The 14,472-nt window shown below is 71.8% G+C and carries 16 protein-coding genes; 8 read left to right on the top strand and 8 right to left on the bottom strand.

All coding sequences use genetic code 11. The annotated features are described in order from the left end of the window. Positions 1-130 precede the first annotated feature (130 nt). The 3 genes from AC5P09_RS40580 to AC5P09_RS40570 all read left to right on the top strand — a co-directional run bounded on the left by AC5P09_RS40580 (position 131) and on the right by AC5P09_RS40570 (position 3,096). Positions 131-934: a serine/threonine-protein kinase gene (locus AC5P09_RS40580; RefSeq protein ID WP_493878713.1), complete on the top strand. Its 804-nt coding sequence runs from the start codon at positions 131-133 to the stop codon at positions 932-934. A gap of 108 nt (positions 935-1,042) precedes the next feature. After that, entirely contained in the window at positions 1,043-1,747 is a 705-nt protein-coding gene (locus tag AC5P09_RS40575; protein WP_493878712.1) for a DUF4232 domain-containing protein, read from the top strand. 92 nt (positions 1,748-1,839) lie between these two features. Then, entirely contained in the window at positions 1,840-3,096 is a 1,257-nt protein-coding gene (locus tag AC5P09_RS40570) for an arsenic transporter (RefSeq protein WP_493878717.1), read from the top strand. A 27-nt stretch (positions 3,097-3,123) separates the two neighbouring features. Here the strand turns inward: AC5P09_RS40570 and AC5P09_RS40565 are convergent, their stop codons facing one another. From AC5P09_RS40565 to AC5P09_RS40550, 4 genes are all read right to left on the bottom strand, one after another. After that, entirely contained in the window at positions 3,124-5,100 is a 1,977-nt protein-coding gene (locus AC5P09_RS40565; RefSeq protein ID WP_493878711.1) for a ricin-type beta-trefoil lectin domain protein, read from the bottom strand. A gap of 520 nt (positions 5,101-5,620) precedes the next feature. Beyond that, positions 5,621-6,592 carry an aldo/keto reductase gene (locus tag AC5P09_RS40560; RefSeq protein WP_493878710.1) on the bottom strand — a complete coding sequence of 324 codons (972 nt, stop codon included), beginning with the start codon at positions 6,590-6,592 and terminating at the stop codon, positions 5,621-5,623. Between the two features lie 111 nt (positions 6,593-6,703). Next, positions 6,704-7,231, bottom strand: coding sequence for a flavoprotein (locus tag AC5P09_RS40555; protein ID WP_493878709.1), 528 nt, complete (start codon positions 7,229-7,231; stop codon positions 6,704-6,706). Positions 7,232-7,241: 10 nt separating this feature from the next. Continuing rightward, entirely contained in the window at positions 7,242-7,700 is a 459-nt protein-coding gene (locus AC5P09_RS40550; protein ID WP_493878708.1) for a nuclear transport factor 2 family protein, read from the bottom strand. A 95-nt stretch (positions 7,701-7,795) separates the two neighbouring features. On the opposite strand from AC5P09_RS40550, the gene AC5P09_RS40545 reads away from it, so the two are divergent. After that, entirely contained in the window at positions 7,796-8,347 is a 552-nt protein-coding gene (locus AC5P09_RS40545; RefSeq protein WP_493878707.1) for a TetR/AcrR family transcriptional regulator, read from the top strand. Positions 8,348-8,383: 36 nt separating this feature from the next. On the opposite strand, the gene AC5P09_RS40540 is transcribed toward AC5P09_RS40545, so the two are convergent. Together AC5P09_RS40540 and AC5P09_RS40535 are read right to left on the bottom strand one after the other, a co-directional pair. Continuing rightward, positions 8,384-8,584: a ferredoxin gene (locus AC5P09_RS40540; protein WP_493878706.1), complete on the bottom strand. Its 201-nt coding sequence runs from the start codon at positions 8,582-8,584 to the stop codon at positions 8,384-8,386. Between the two features lie 12 nt (positions 8,585-8,596). Continuing rightward, positions 8,597-9,796 carry a cytochrome P450 gene (locus AC5P09_RS40535; RefSeq protein WP_493878705.1) on the bottom strand — a complete coding sequence of 400 codons (1,200 nt, stop codon included), beginning with the start codon at positions 9,794-9,796 and terminating at the stop codon, positions 8,597-8,599. Positions 9,797-10,129: 333 nt separating this feature from the next. On the opposite strand from AC5P09_RS40535, the gene AC5P09_RS40530 reads away from it, so the two are divergent. Next, the gene (locus AC5P09_RS40530) at positions 10,130-10,762 is read left to right on the top strand and encodes a LysE family transporter (RefSeq protein ID WP_493878704.1); all 633 of its coding nucleotides are present in this window, start codon (positions 10,130-10,132) and stop codon (positions 10,760-10,762) included. Positions 10,763-10,774: 12 nt separating this feature from the next. Here AC5P09_RS40530 and AC5P09_RS40525 read toward each other — a convergent pair whose 3' ends face one another. Further along, positions 10,775-11,212, bottom strand: coding sequence for a nuclear transport factor 2 family protein (locus AC5P09_RS40525; RefSeq protein WP_493878703.1), 438 nt, complete (start codon positions 11,210-11,212; stop codon positions 10,775-10,777). Between the two features lie 212 nt (positions 11,213-11,424). Here AC5P09_RS40525 and AC5P09_RS40520 point away from each other — a divergent pair, with 212 nt between their 5' ends. Continuing rightward, on the top strand, positions 11,425-11,874 hold the full coding sequence (locus AC5P09_RS40520) for a nitroreductase family deazaflavin-dependent oxidoreductase (RefSeq protein ID WP_493878702.1): 450 nt from the start codon (positions 11,425-11,427) through the stop codon (positions 11,872-11,874). Between the two features lie 62 nt (positions 11,875-11,936). Here the strand turns inward: AC5P09_RS40520 and AC5P09_RS40515 are convergent, their stop codons facing one another. Beyond that, the gene (locus AC5P09_RS40515) at positions 11,937-13,070 is read right to left on the bottom strand and encodes a cation diffusion facilitator family transporter (protein WP_493878701.1); all 1,134 of its coding nucleotides are present in this window, start codon (positions 13,068-13,070) and stop codon (positions 11,937-11,939) included. Between AC5P09_RS40515 and AC5P09_RS40510 the strand changes: the two genes are divergently transcribed. Both AC5P09_RS40510 and AC5P09_RS40505 read left to right on the top strand, forming a co-directional pair. Further along, entirely contained in the window at positions 13,069-14,094 is a 1,026-nt protein-coding gene (locus AC5P09_RS40510; RefSeq protein ID WP_493878700.1) for a glutathione S-transferase family protein, read from the top strand. The genes AC5P09_RS40515 and AC5P09_RS40510 overlap by 2 nt on opposite strands. Positions 14,095-14,108: 14 nt before the next feature. Continuing rightward, complete coding sequence (locus tag AC5P09_RS40505) at positions 14,109-14,405, top strand: DUF4235 domain-containing protein (protein ID WP_266451151.1); 297 nt, start codon at positions 14,109-14,111, stop codon at positions 14,403-14,405. Positions 14,406-14,472: the final 67 nt, after the last annotated feature.

Genomic DNA, 14,472 nt, shown 5'->3' with positions numbered 1-14,472 from the left:
AAGTCTGGGGGAGCGCCCAAGACCGTTCGGGGCGTGCGGCTGAGCGGACTCACTCCTGCTCAGTCCACAGGAACGGTACCGGCCGCCCGAGCAGGCCGAGCCCGGCGCGGGCATCGACGAGCGCGCCGACGTGTACGGCCTCGGCGCGGTCGGCTACCACCTGGTCACCGGCACGGTTCCGGGCCCGCCCGGCAAGGTGGTGCGCCCGGACCGGCTGCGTCCGGGCCTGGATCCCGGTGTCCGGCGCGCCCTGATGCGGGCGCTGCACCCGGACCGGGAGCGGCGCTGGCCCGATGCCCGGGCCTTCGCCGGGGAGTTGGAGCGGCTGGCGTCCCAGGTGGCCGGCCGGCCTCACCGCGTGTCCGCGAAGGGCGTCGCGTCGGCCGCCGTAGTACTCACGGTCGTGGCCGCCGGTGTGACGGCCGCGCTGGTGAGCCGGTCCTCCGGGGACGCCGACGTACGGGTCGAGGACGCGACCGGCCGGATCGCCGCCGAGGTACCCGGCGCGTGGGGGCGGCAGCTGCGCGACTCGGGGTGGGATCCGCGGGTGCTCGGTCTGCCCGCGGGGCAGGAGCCGGGGCTCGTCGTCGCGGACCACCTGGACAAGTGGCAGGACCTCGGCGCGGACGTGAACGGCGTGTTCGTCGGCCTGAGCGAGCGGGGCGACGTCACGGCCCGGGTCGCCGCCCTCGCCCACCCCGGCTGCCGCTACGACGGCGCCCGCGCCTACACCGGCCGTGTCTGGCACGGCAGGGTCCGCGGCTGGAGCGACTGCCCGGGCGGCGGGTCCGTCACGGAGGCCGGGCTCACGTCGGCGGACGGCGGCGGGCAGCCACAGGTGTATGTGCAGATCCGGCAGAGCGGCGGTGCGACCGCGACCGACCGCGTCCTGGATTCCATACGGCTGGGAGACCGCCGTGATTCCCTGGGGTGACGGGCGAACTTTTCCGTCCCCGGCCGCATCGGACCTCAGTGACGGGGCACAAGGCGCCGTACGCACGTGTGTCACGCGTGCGAGGAGTTTCCGGGAGTGTGGACAGACATGGCGAAGACGTCCCAGGGCGTGTCGCGGGCGGCCCGGCTCGCCGGCGCGGTCGCGGTGCTCGGCCTGCTGACCGCCTGCGGCGGCGGTGACGGCACGGCGAGCCCGCCGCAGAAGGTGGCCGGTACGGCCGCGCCCGCGACCGAGGGCCGTACGACTGCTCCGGCCGCACCCGCCGACCCCACGCCGAGTCGCGTTCCCAGCGGGTCCGCCGCCCCGCCCACCACCTCGCCCACCACCTCGCCCCCTGCCTCGCCCACGGCCGAGGACTCCCCCACCGCCGTGAGCACCCGCTGCCACACCTCCGAGCTGCGCGCGTCCGTCGGGCGCAACGACCCGGGGGCCGGGCAGTGGAACTTCCCGGTCGTCCTGGCCAATGCCTCCGACCGGACGTGCACCGTGCGCGGCTATCCGGGCGCCGCCTTCCTGGACGCGTCCGGCAAGCAGCTGGGCCCGGACCCGAAGCGCTCCGCAGACACGCCCGTGACGGTCACGCTGGCGCCGGGGAAGAGCGCCTGGGCCGGGCTGTCGTTCTCCAATCCCGAGGTCAGCGGGGCGCGGGCGGCCACTCCCGAGTCGCTGCTGGTGACGCCGCCGGACGAGCGGGACCCGCTGAAGGTGGCGTGGACGGCGGGGCAGGTGCCGGTGTCCGGCAACGCGTCCTCGGTGTTCCTGACGGTGTTCGCCGCCGGGACGGCCCCCTGAGCCGTCGCCGCTGGGCGGGGTCCATTCCTGCCTCTTACCGTCGCCTGCTTCGATGGCCGGGCAGCATCTGATCACGTTCCGAAGGATCCGCCCTGAACACCCCGCTCGCCGAAGCCCTGTCCGTCGCTCTGCTCGTCGCCGTCCTCGCCTGGGCCGTACTTCGCCCCAACGGATGGCCGGAGGCGGTGCTGGCCGTCCCGGCGGCGGGAGTGGTGATCGTGACCGGGGTGATCTCGCCGGCGCACGCGCGGGCGGAGGCCGAGCAGCTCGGGCCGGTGATCGGGTTCCTCGCCGCGGTGCTGGTGCTGGCCCACCTCTGCGACGTCGAGGGGCTCTTCCAGGCGTGCGGGGCGTGGCTGGCCCGTCGGGCGGCGGGCTCGCCCGGGCGGCTGCTGGCCGGGGTGTTCGTGCTGGCGTCGACGATCACGGCGGTGCTGAGTCTGGACGCCACCGTGGTGCTGCTGACGCCGGTGGTGTTCGCCACCGCCGCCCGCATGGGAGTCCGGGCCGGGCCGCACGTCTACGCGTGCGCGCACCTGTCGAACACGGCCTCGCTGCTGCTGCCGGTCTCCAACCTCACCAACCTGCTGGCGTTCGCGGCGAGCGGGCTGAGCTTCACGCGCTTCGCCGCGCTGATGGCGCTGCCCTGGCTGGTCGCGATCGTCGCCGAGTACGCGGTCTTCCGGCGCTTCTTCGAGCGCGACCTGGACGAGGTCACCCACTCCCCCGTGACCGCCGAGGCTCCGGAGCTGCCGCTGTTCGCGCTCGTCACCGTCGCCTGCACGCTGGCCGGGTTCGTCGTGACCTCGGCCCTCGGCGTCGAGCCGGCCTGGGCCGCGCTGGCGGGGGCGCTGGTCCTGGCGGGACGGGCTCTCGTCCGGCGGCGGGCCACCCCGCTCACCGTGGTGCGGGCGGCGGCGCCGGCCTTCCTGGCGTTCGTGCTCGCGCTCGGAGTCGTCGTGCGCGCGGTGGTCGACAACGGCCTCGCCGACGCGCTGCGGCACGCGCTGCCGGAGGGGACGGGACTGGCCGCGCTGCTCGGCATCGCCGCCCTGGCCGCCGTACTGGCGAACCTGATCAACAACCTGCCCGCGGTCCTGGTCCTGCTGCCGCTGACCGCCTCGGCCGGCCCGGGCGCGCTCCTCGCGGTGCTGCTCGGGGTGAACATCGGGCCGAACCTGACCTACGCCGGGTCGCTGGCCACGCTGCTGTGGCGGCGCATCGCGCACGGGCAGGGGCACGAGGTCGGGCTCAAGGAGTTCACCCGGCTCGGTCTGCTCGCCACGCCGGCCGCGCTGGTGCCCGCGGTGGTGGCGCTGTGGGCGTCGCTCCAGGTCGTCGGGGCCTGAAGCGTCCGGTCGCCGTCACGGGGCGGGTCAGTTGCGGTCGCGGCCGTCGCCGCCGTAGCCGTAGCCGCCGTAGCCGTACCCGGACCAGCCGCCGTACTGGCCGCCGTCCTGGCCGTACCCGGAGCAGTAGTACGGGTTGTAGTAACAGTTCCCGTTGGTGGGATACGGATACGTCGGCGTGGGGGCGGGCGTGGGCGTGGCCTCGGGGGTCGACGGAGTCGCGGACGGCGTGGGTGTGGGCGTGGGCTTCGGGCTTGGTGTTCTCGACGGCTCGGGCGTGGGCCCGGGCACCCTCGACAGGGTGCTGTCCGCGCCCCAGTTGACCACCTCCATCTGGAGGTCGGTCCTCGAGGTGTCGATCACCCAGCGCTGCGCGGGGCTGTCGTCACGGGTCTTCACGACCAGCGAGCCCGCTCCGTCGGTGGCGGAGGGGCTCAGGGCCAGATCCTGGTCCCAGCGCGGCACCAGCATGCCCTGGAGGGTGAAGTCGTAGCGGATGCTCTTGTCGGCTGCCTTTTCCGCGCCCGCGCACGGAGCGAGCCGCACCGAGTAGCCGAGGTGGGAGTCCAGGCAGAGATCGGGGGCGTCCGCGTTGCGCAGCAGCCCGTCGGCGTCGTACGACCACTGCTGCGAAGGCTCCGCGGAACAGTCGGTGAGCTCGGTCTCCGCGTCCTTGACGGCCTTCGCACCGACCACGCCGACGCACAGCCCGGACGCCACGTTGTGCAGCCGGCCGCGCATGGTGCCCTGCTCGCCCTCTCCGGAGCCGGCCCAGGACGGGTCGGAGGTCGCGGTACCCGTGTCGGGGGCGTCGGAGGTGCGGCCGTCGTCGGCCTGGGGGTTGTCGTCGGAGGAGCCGAGGGAGGACCACAACGCCAGCGGGAGGACGATCAGCCCGCTCACGGTCAGGACGGCCGCGGTGAGGTTGCGGCGGGACGCGCGGCGGGCGGCCTTGTGGGCGGAACGGCGGGAGGCGGAGCGCGGGCCGACCCGGGGTGCGGAGGTCGGACGCGGGGGCGCCTCGAAGGCCGCACCCGCGACGGCGGGTGGCCGGGTGTCCGGCGCCGGGACGAAGGCCTCGCCCGGGGCGGCCGGGGGCTGGGCCGGCGTCGCGCTCATGAAGGACTCGCCCACGACGGCCGGGCGCTGGGCCTGCGCTTCCTCGGGAGCGTCGTCCACATGTGCGCGCGCCTCCCGATAGGCGTGCGCGCCCCAGCCGAGCACCGCCTCGGCGAGCGCGCCGCCGAGGCCATGGTTGAACTGGTGCAGCTGGTCGGCGGTGTTCCGGCAGTGCTTGCACCGCTCCAGGTGTTCGCTCAGGTCGGCGTCGAGGCCGGCACCGCCGCGCCGATAGGTCACGTCCAGCAGCCGGAGGTAGTGACGGCACTCCTGCTCGGGAGCGAGTTCGCGGTGGATCTGGAGGCACTCGTCCCGCAACCGCTCGCGGCCCCGCTGCAGTTCGATGCCCGCGTCCTCCTCGCCCAGGCCCAGCAGTGCGGCGGGCATGCCGAGCGGTTCGGACTCGACCTCGGTGTGCCACAGCAGACAGCGGGCCGACTGGGGCAGCCGCTGGAACGCCCCGGACAGCAGGCGGCGGTTGGCCGGCGGCAGCAGGCGGGCGGTGATGCGGTCCCCGCCGCCCTCGGTTCTCAACTCCGGGTGCAGCAGCTCGCGTCTGCCGTCGGCGTCCCATTCCGCCGCTATGCGGCGCACGGTGACGAGCAGGTGGGGCCGCCAGGCGGATGTCGGCCCGTTCTGGCGCAGCGTTTCCCCGAAGAGCCGGGTGAATGCGGCGGTGGTGAGCATTCCCGCGGGGCGGGCGCCGTCGGTGCACAACCGTGCGTAGGCGAAGGCCGCTTCCCAGTGCCGGTCCAGGAGTTCACCGACTGGTTGGAGCGCCGGTGTCGCCCCGCTCCACTTCTTGAGCTCGGCGCTCAGTTGCTCGTCCGTGGCGTTGGAGGGACGAGCGGGAGTCGGGGAATTCGACAGGCCTGCGTCTTTCACAGCGGCATTCCTCCGAGGGCGTTCTGCACAAAGTCCATACCAATGGGTATGCGGTGCCGCCGACAAGGCGCCGGGGTCCGTCCGCACAGGGTTCGGCATCTCGAACGCCCGCCAGGGGAAGCTCTTTTGGAGCATGAGGAGCGCACGGGAGAGGCCTCGCGCACACGGCAAAGAGAGATTGTCCGTGCGCCGACCAGGCCACCTTTGCACAGGTCAACGAGGCGTAACAAGTCATCCCGCGGTTTTGTGCATTGTGTTCGGGTCGCTGATGTTTGACAACGGGTCAATAGCGGTCCTTTGCGGCAGCTTTACCGTGCCGCGATATCAGGGGTCGTAAACGGGAACGGTATTCACTTGCTTCGGGCGTCGACTTCGCGCCAACCATTGAACGGCCACTCCACCGCACCTGAGACCGTTCTTCGCCACTCATCCGCCAACCATTGGGCCGACAAAACCGGAGGGCGGGGGTCCGTTCGGCACGTGGTTCGCACCGCGCGGATCCCCGCCCTGGGCCGGCCCCTCAGGAGTGACCGAGAATCGGGTGCGGGGCGTAGGGCCGCTCCAGCTCCTCGATCTCCTTGTCGCTGAGCTCGAGTTCGACGGCGGCCACGGCGTCCTCGATGTGCTGCGGCTTGGCCGCGCCGACGATGGGCGCCGCCACCGTCTCCTGGTGCTGCAGCCAGGCGAGGGCCACCTGGGCGCGCGGGACACCCCGGTCGTCCGCGATGCGGGTGACGGCCTCGACGATGGTGCGGTCGCCCTCCGGGTAGAGGTTGCTGCCGAAGTTGTCGTTCGCGCTGCGCTCGGTGACCGTGCCCCAGTCGCGGGTCAGGCGACCGCGGGCCAGCGGGCTCCACGGCAGGGCACCGACGCCCTGGTCCGCGCACAGCGGCAGCATCTCGCGCTCTTCCTCGCGGTAAAGGAGGTTGTAGTGGTTCTGCATGGAGACGAACTTGGTCCAGCCGTGCCGCTCGGCCGTGTACTGCATCTTCGAGAACTGCCAGGCGTACATCGAACTCGCCCCGATGTAACGCACCTTGCCCGCCTTCACCAGGTCGTGCAGGGCCTCCATCGTCTCCTCGACCGGGGTGTGCGGGTCGTAGCGATGGATCTGGTAGAGGTCCACATAGTCCGTGCCGAGGCGGCTCAGGCTGTGGTCGATCTCGGTCATGATCACCTTGCGGGAAAGTCCGGCACCGTTGGCTCCGGGCCGCATCCGGCCGTGCACCTTGGTCGCGAGCACGAACTCGTCACGGCGGGCGAAGTCGGCGAGCGCCTTGCCGACGATCTCCTCGCTGGTGCCGTCCGAGTACACGTTGGCGGTGTCGAAGAAGTTGATCCCCGCCTCCAACGCCTGCCGGATCAGCGGCCGTGACGCCTCCTCGTCGAGGGTCCACTCGTGCACGCCGCGGTCCGGCAGGCCGTACGTCATGCAGCCCAGACAGATCCGCGAGACGTCCAGGCCCGTCGAACCGAGCTTCACGTACTGCATCGTTGCTGCTCCTGCCTTCGGGATGGGTACGAAAGGGAGCGTACGACTTCGCCCGCGCTCCAACTCCCACAGCGGCTCTCCCGCCCAACCGGCCGGCCGTCACCGTCCGGCTCACCCCAGAAGATCCAGCGCCCGCTCCCATCCGAACTCCGGGCGGGTACCGTCCTCCCCCGGCTCGCCGGAGTACGGCTCGCCGAACTTCACGCCCATGGCGCGCAGTCGTATGAGGCTGTCCTGGTAGGCGGGGTGGGCCGCGAGCGCGTCGGCCACGCACGGCAGTGCGGCGACCGGGACGCCCAGGCCGTACGTCTCGCACAGGGTCGCCACCGCGAGGGTGTCGGCGAGCCCGGCCGCCCACTTGTTGACGGTGTTGAAGGTGGCCGGAGCGACCACGACGGCGTCCGGCGGCGGGAAGGGACGCGGGTCGCCCGGGCTGCGCCAGGCCGAGCGGATCCGCCGCCCGGTCTGCGCCTCGACGGCGGCGGTGCCGAAGAAGCCGTTCATCGCGACGGGGGTCGCGATCACGCCGACCTCCCAGTCGCGCTCCTGGGCCGCGGTGATCAGCCTGCTGACGTCCGCCGCGATCCCGGCGGCGCAGACGACGACGTAGAGGAAGGGTTTCCCGTCCGGTTCGGTCATTCCGCGCACCCTACTCAAGCGGGAAGGACCGCCCCCGTTCGGCTTCCGGCCGCGGGCCGAGGATGCGCCGCTGCTTCTCCTCGATGGGCACGTCGTTGATGCTCGCCTCGCGCCGGGTCATCAGCCCGTGCTCGTCGAACTCCCACAGCTCGTTGCCGTACGACCGCCACCACCGGCCGTCCGCGTCCCGGCACTCGTACTGGAACCGCACGGCGATGCGGTTGCCGTCGAAGGCCCACAACTCCTTGCGCAGCGCGTACTCGTGCTCGCGCGCCCACTTCGCGGTCAGGAACTCGACGATCTGCGCGCGGCCGGTGACGAAGGTGTCGCGGTTGCGCCACACCGAGTCCGGCGAGTAGGCGAGCGCCACCCGGTGCGGGTCGCGGGTGTTCCAGGCGTCCTCGGCCGCCTGGACCTTCTGGGCGGCGCTCTCGCGGGTGAAGGGCGGCAGGGGCGGGCGGTCGGTCATGTCTTCCTCCGTGGCCGACAAGGGAGAACGAGCGTTCTCCGGTACGATCGTCACCGTAGGAGAACGCCCGTTCTCGCGTCAAGGAGTGGTCGTCCATGGACAGCGCGGTCGCCCGGGAGCGGGTGCTGGACGCAGCGGAGGAGCTGTTCTACGGGCGGGGCATCCAGTCCGTCGGGATGGACGCCGTCCGGGGCGCGTCCGGGGTCTCCCTGAAGCGGCTCTACCAGCTCTTCCCGGCGAAGGAACAGCTGGTCGAGGCCTATCTGGAGCGGCGGGACGAGCGCTGGCGCGGCCGACTGGCCGCACATGTGGAGCGCGAGGCGGATCCGAAGCGTCGCATCCTGGCGGTCTTCGACTGGCTGGAGGAGTGGTTCGGCGAGGAGGGCTTCCGCGGATGCGCGTGGATCAACTCGTACGGCGAACTGGGTGCCACCTCGGACCGGGTGGTGGCCCAAGTACGGGCGCACAAGCGGGCGTTCGGCGACTACCTCGCCTCGCTGGTGGCCGACGCGGGGCGGCCCGCCGCACTGGCCGCCCCACTGTTCCTGCTGGCCGAGGGCGCCATGGTCACGGCGGGCATCACCGGGAGCACCCGGCCGGCCGCCGAGGCGCGCGACGCGGCGCGACTGCTGCTGGAGTCCCGCTGAGGTCGGGCGGGGCAGGCGAGCTCAGTACGCCGTGCGTCAGCCCACCGTCTCCGACACGGTGATGGCGGAGACGGGGCAGGCCCGGGCGGCCTCCCGGACCATGGGGTCGCCGCCGCCGTCCTCCCGGCCGGGCAGGAGGGTGCTGTAGCCGTCGTCGTCCTGGGTGAAGACGCCCGGAGCGGCCAGCGCGCACTGGCCCGCGCCGATGCAGACGTCCTTGTCGATGTCGATGTGCATGACCGGAGCCTCTTACCAGGTCACGGGGAGTTCCAGCATCCCCTGGATGGTGTCGCCGGGTTTGAAGGGGATCTCGTCCGCGGGGGCGGCGAGGCGGAGTGTGTGCAGCCGGTCGAAGAGCGTGTGCAGGGCGATCTCCAGCTCGGCGCGGGCCAGGTTCTGGCCGAGGCACTGGTGGATGCCGAAGCCGAACGCCACGTGGTGGCGGGCGGGCCGATGCCAGTCCAGGGTGTCGGGGTCGGCGTACACGGTCTCGTCGCGGTTGATGACCGAGGTCGCGAAGACCACGCCGTCGCCCGCCCGGATCGTCGTCCCCGCCACCTCGATGTCCTCGGTCGCCGACCGCAGCAGACCGTCGGCGATCGACAGCATCCGCATGAGTTCCTCGACCGCGGTGGGCAGGAGCGCCGGATCGTCGCGCAACTCGGCAAGCCGCTCGGGGTGTTGGAGGAGCGTGAAGGTGCCGAGCGAGATCATGTTGGCGGTCGTCTCGTGGCCGGCGACCAGCAGGATGATCGCCAGGGCGATCGCTTCCTGGCGGTCGATCGCGCCGTCGCGCAGCTGCTGGTGGACGAGTTCGTCCAGCACGCCGTCGCCGGGCTCGTGCTGCTTCTGTTTGTGGTCGATCAACTCGCCGAGGTACACCTCGAGTTGGTCGCACGCGTCCATGGTGTCGGCGGCCGTCGGACCGCGCAGGAGGCGTCGGGACTGCCCTTCGAAGAAGTCGTGGTCGGCGTACGGCACGCCGAGCAGGGCGCAGATCACCGTCGACGGCACGGGCAGTGCGAAGGCGCTCACCAGCTCGGCGGGCGGCCCCTGGGCGATCATCGCGTCGATCCGTTCGTCCACGACCTGCTGGATGCGCGGGCGCAGTTCGGTGGCGCGTTTGAGGGTGAAGCCGGGGATCACCATCCGCCGCTGGGTGCGGTGCTCGGGGTCGTCGACGCCGAGCAGCGCGGTCTTCCGGTTCCGTACGCCCGCGAAGCGCTCCGTGGGCGCGGGGAAGTCGGGCCGGGTCCGGTCGCTGGACAGACGCGGGTCGGGCAGCAGAGCGCGGGCTGCGGCATGACCGCTGACCAGCCAGGCCGGGCGGCCGTCGAAGAGGGTGATCCGGGTGAGCGGCCGGGCGCTGCGCAGCGGGTCGTAGGCGGTCGGCGGGTGGTAGGGACAGGTCCGGCTCCGGGGGAAGGCGACCGGTTCCGTTTCTGTCATGGCAGACCTCGCAGACGAAGGGTGCGTCGTACCGATCCTCATTAGATGCCCAGGGCATCTAATGAGGGGACGAGAAGTTCGGCCAGATCGGTGGGGAGGGCGATATGGCCGGAGATCGCCGCTGCCCGGACACGAATCGGAGGGTCGGATTCACCGCCCGGCCGGGGCGAGTCGTCGCACCTCGGAAATTCGCTTGTCCCCGCACGGCCGCCACCCCCAGGATCTGGCCATGCTGAAAACCGATGCCCCGCTGCCGCTGACCGCCACCGCCGTTCGTCCGGTGCGTGTCCAGCAGCAGCCCGGCCGTCCATGGAGGCCCAAGCTGCCCCGCTCATGAGCGCCGCGCTCCTCGCGGGACTGCTCGCGGGGTACGGCATCGCCATCCCCGTCGGTGCGGTCGGCGCCTATCTCGTCTCCCTCTCCGCCCGTACGTCCCTGCGGACCGGTGTCTGCGCCGCGCTCGGTGTCGCTGCCGCCGACGGGCTCTACGCCCTCCTGGCCACGGTCGGCGGCTCCGCCCTCGCGGGTGCGCTGCGACCGGTGCTCGGGCCGCTGCGCTGGGCCTCCGCCCTGGTGCTGGTGGCGCTCGCGGTCCTCGGCACCGTCACCGCCGTACGGCAGTACCGCGGCCACCGGCTCGCCACCCGTGCCGACCCGCCTCCGCCGAGCCCCGCGCGGGCCTTTCTGACGCTGCTCGGGATCACCCTGCTCAACCCCACCACCGTGATCTACTTCGCCGCCCTGGTGCTCGGCAGCCGTGCCGAGGAGACCGTACGGCCCCTGGAACAAGGCGTGTTCGTCCTGGCGGCCTTCGTCGCGTCCGCGAGCTGGCAGCTGCTGCTGGCGGGGGGCGGCGCCCTGCTGGGCCGGGCCCTGACCGGGCGTCGTGGGCGGCTGGCGACGGTGCTGCTGTCGAGCGGCGTGATGACGGCGCTGGCCGTGCGGATGCTGGTGTCCGGGTCATGAGCGGGCCGGCGGTCACGGTGCGAAGGCGCGGGCCACCGCGAGGCTGTCCTCGTAGACGTGGTGGCGGACGACCAGTCCGTCCTCGACGGTGAGATGCAGGGCGAACCTGGCGCGATAGGCGCGCCCGGTGGTGGCCGCGGTCTGCCGGATCTCACCGAGCACCACGGCATCGGCGCCGTCCACGAGGATGCGCTCGACCTCCGTCGCGGCCTCTCCCGGGACGTGGTACGCGGCCAGCTCCCGGTAGTGGGCGGCGGCGTCGGCCCGGGTGGCGCGGTGCCGGATCCACGGGGTCGCGCCGCGGCCATGCTCGTCCTCGGGCCAGTCCAGCATCCAGTCGGCGGGCTCGGCGTACAACTCGGCGATCCGCTCCGGATCGCCCCGGCCGATCCTGAGCAGCAGTTCCTCGACCACGGCGCGGGTCGTGGTGGCGGGGGTCGTCGTGGTCATGGGGCCCTCTCCCTCGGACGGACGGCTGTCGTGCGGTGCGGTCCCGACTGTGCCGTATGCGCTGGACCGGGGCGATTACCCGTGAAGTAATGGAAGGGCGACGCATTTTGGGGCCGTCGGGGAACGTGGTACGGATGGAAGCCGTTCGTACCGATGTTGAACCCCGGTACGAGCAAGGCCTGTTCAACGACGATGGGACGGAGACGGATCTCATGCCTCTTGACGGCGAGTACGAACCCAGCCCGGAGCAGTGGGTGCGCGACCAGGTGGAGCTGTACGAGAGCTCCGGCGGCACCAAGGGAACGACGCTGATGGACACGGGAATGCCCGTCATCCTGCTGACGACCCGGGGCGCGAAGAGCGGCAAGCTCCGCAAGACGCCGCTGATGCGCGTCGAGCACGAGGGAAGGTACGCGGCGGTGGCATCGCTGGGCGGGGCGCCCAAGCACCCCGTCTGGTACTACAACATCAAGGCCGATCCCCACGTGGAACTCCAGGACGGGCCGACCAAGCGGGACATGACGGCCCGTGAGATCACCGGAGCGGAGAAGGCCGAGTGGTGGGAGCGCGCCGTCGCGGCGTACCCGCCGTACGCCGACTACCAGACGAAGACAGACCGGGTGATTCCGGTCTTCGTGCTGGAGTCCTCGGACGGGAACTGAACCTCCCGGAAAAAATTCTCGCCCGGGGTGGCATGGACCGGCATCGGCCGGGCACCCGAGCGTCAGGCCCCGCCGCGTTCCCCCGTCGCGGCGGGGCTTTCCCCTGCTTCGGCGGCGGGCCGGTCGGTCACGTCGAGGAAGATCTGGCCGGTCTCGGGAACGGTACTCGCGATGGACCGCTTGATCCGCACCGCGACCTCCTCGACCCGCTCGCTGTCCAGTCCGGGCACCAGGTCGATGCGGGCCGCCACCAGGAGCGAGTCCAGCCCCATCTTCATCGTGAACAGCGCCTCCACGCTGTCGATCTCGGGCTGCGCCTGAAGCAGCGCCCGGATCCTGCCGCTGGACTCCGGGTCGGCGGCCTCCCCGATCAGCTGGTCCCGTGCCTCACGGCCGAGGCGGTAGGCCACGTACACGAGCAGGGCGCCGATCGCCAGGGACGCGGACGCCTCCCAGACCACCTGCCCGGTGACCATGTGCAGGGCCATGCCGGTGATCGCGAGGGTGACGCCGAGTACGGCCGTGCCGTCCTCGGCGACGACCGTGCGCAGGGCGGGGTCGCGCAGACCGTCCATGCCTCGGCCCTGCCGGCGCACCTGGTACAGGGCCCTGAGCAGCGAGAGTCCCTCGGCCACGAAAGCGACACCGAGCACGACCAGGCCCGCCACATATCCGCTGAACTTCTCCTCGGCACCGTTCCTGAGGGCCTCGAAGCCCTGGAAGAAGGAGAAGCAGCCGCCCATCACGAAGATCCCGACGGCCGCGAGGAGCGACCAGAAGAACCGCTCCTTGCCGTAGCCGAAGGGGTGGCGCCGGTCGGCGGGGCGGCGGCTGCGGCGCAGCGCGGCGAGCAGGAAGACCTCGTTCATGCTGTCGGCCACGGAGTGCGCGGCCTCCGACAGCAGCGCCGGCGATGCCGCGAGGAGCCCGCCGACGGCCTTGGCGACCGCGATCACGAGGTTGGCCGCGAGCGCCACGAGCACGGTGACGCGCGTCCTCCGGTCCGGCTTCTGCTCCGCCTTCAGGTCTGCCTTCCCGTTTGCCTTCCCGTTTGCCTTCTGCTCTGAGGATGTCCCTGTCACCTCCGCCGACTGCCCCGGTCGATGAGGCTCACACCGTGCCGTCGGCGGAAAACGGGGAACGCGTTCACCAGGGAAGGCACACGAAAGCCAGCCGAACAGGCAGGGAGGAAACATGGGTGCCGGAGACGACGGCAACCGCGGGTACGGCCAGAAGGCGTTCAAGCGGTCCAAGAGCCACTTCACGGACCGGATCACCGCGGACGGCCAAGACGGCTGGCCGGTGGAGGCCGGCCGCTACCGGCTGGTGGCCAGCCGCGCCTGCCCGTGGGCGAGCCGCGCGGTGGTCTCCCGGCGTCTACTCGGCCTGGAGGACGCCCTGTCCCTCGCCGTCGCCGACCCGATCCAGGACGACCGCAGCTGGCGCTTCACCCTCGACCCCGACGGCCGCGATCCCGTCCTCGGTATCCGCTACCTCAGCGAGGCCTACGACCGGCGGGAGACCGACTACCCGGGCGGCGTGAGCGTGCCCGCGATCGTGGACGTGCCCAGCGGCAAGCTGGTCACCAACGACTACCAGCGGATCACCCTGGACCTCGCCACCGAGTGGACGGCCCTGCACCGGGAGGGCGCGCCCGACCTGTATCCGCGGGCGCTGCGCGACGAGATCGACACGGTGATGGCGGAGGTCTACGAGGACGTCAACAACGGCGTGTACCGGGCGGGCTTCGCGACGGACCAGGAGGAGTACGAGGCCGCGTGCGAGGGCGTCTTCCGGCGCCTGGAGCTACTGACGCCCCGGCTGGCCCGGCAGCGTTATCTGGTGGGCGGCACGATCACCGAGGCGGACATCCGGCTGTTCACCACCCTGGTCCGCTTCGACGCCGTCTACCACGGCCACTTCAAGTGCAACCGCTGGAAGCTGGCCGAGAACGAGGTCCTGTGGGCGTACGTCCGCGACCTCTACCAGACGCCGGGCTTCGGCGACACCGTCGACTTCGACCACATCAAGCGGCACTACTACCAGGTGCACACCGGCATCAACCCGACCGGCATCGTGCCCCTCGGGCCGGACCTGTCCGGCTGGCTGACACCCCATCACCGTCAGGAGCTGGGCGGCCGACCGTTCGGCGACGGGACGCCGCCGGGTCCGGTACCCGTGCACGAGCAGGTCCCCCAAGACCACCGACCCACCCGCTGACCAAGGAGATTCACGTGGCCAAGAAGAAGAAACTGCCCTTCGCCTACAAGCCGGTCGGCTTCGTGCTGGGCTGGACGAGCGGAACGCTGGCGGGACTGGCCTTCCAGAAGACCTGGAAGGCCATCCGGCACGAGGACGACGCGCCCGACGCCCTGGACCGGGACCGCGGCTGGGGAGAGATCCTGCTGGCCGCCGCGATCCAGGGCGCGATCTTCGCCGTGGTACGCAGCGCGGTGGACCGCACGGGCGCCAAGGCCATCGAACGCTCGACCGGTGTCTGGCCGGCCGGCGAGAAGGGCGGCCGGGACTGACGACGGCCCCCGGCCCCGCTCGGGCGCCAACGCGCCCGGCGGGGCTCAGCCCTGCTTCGGGGGCGGA

This window comes from Streptomyces sp. a15, from assembly GCF_059026085.1.
This window is presented reverse-complemented; position numbering and strand designations above follow the sequence as displayed.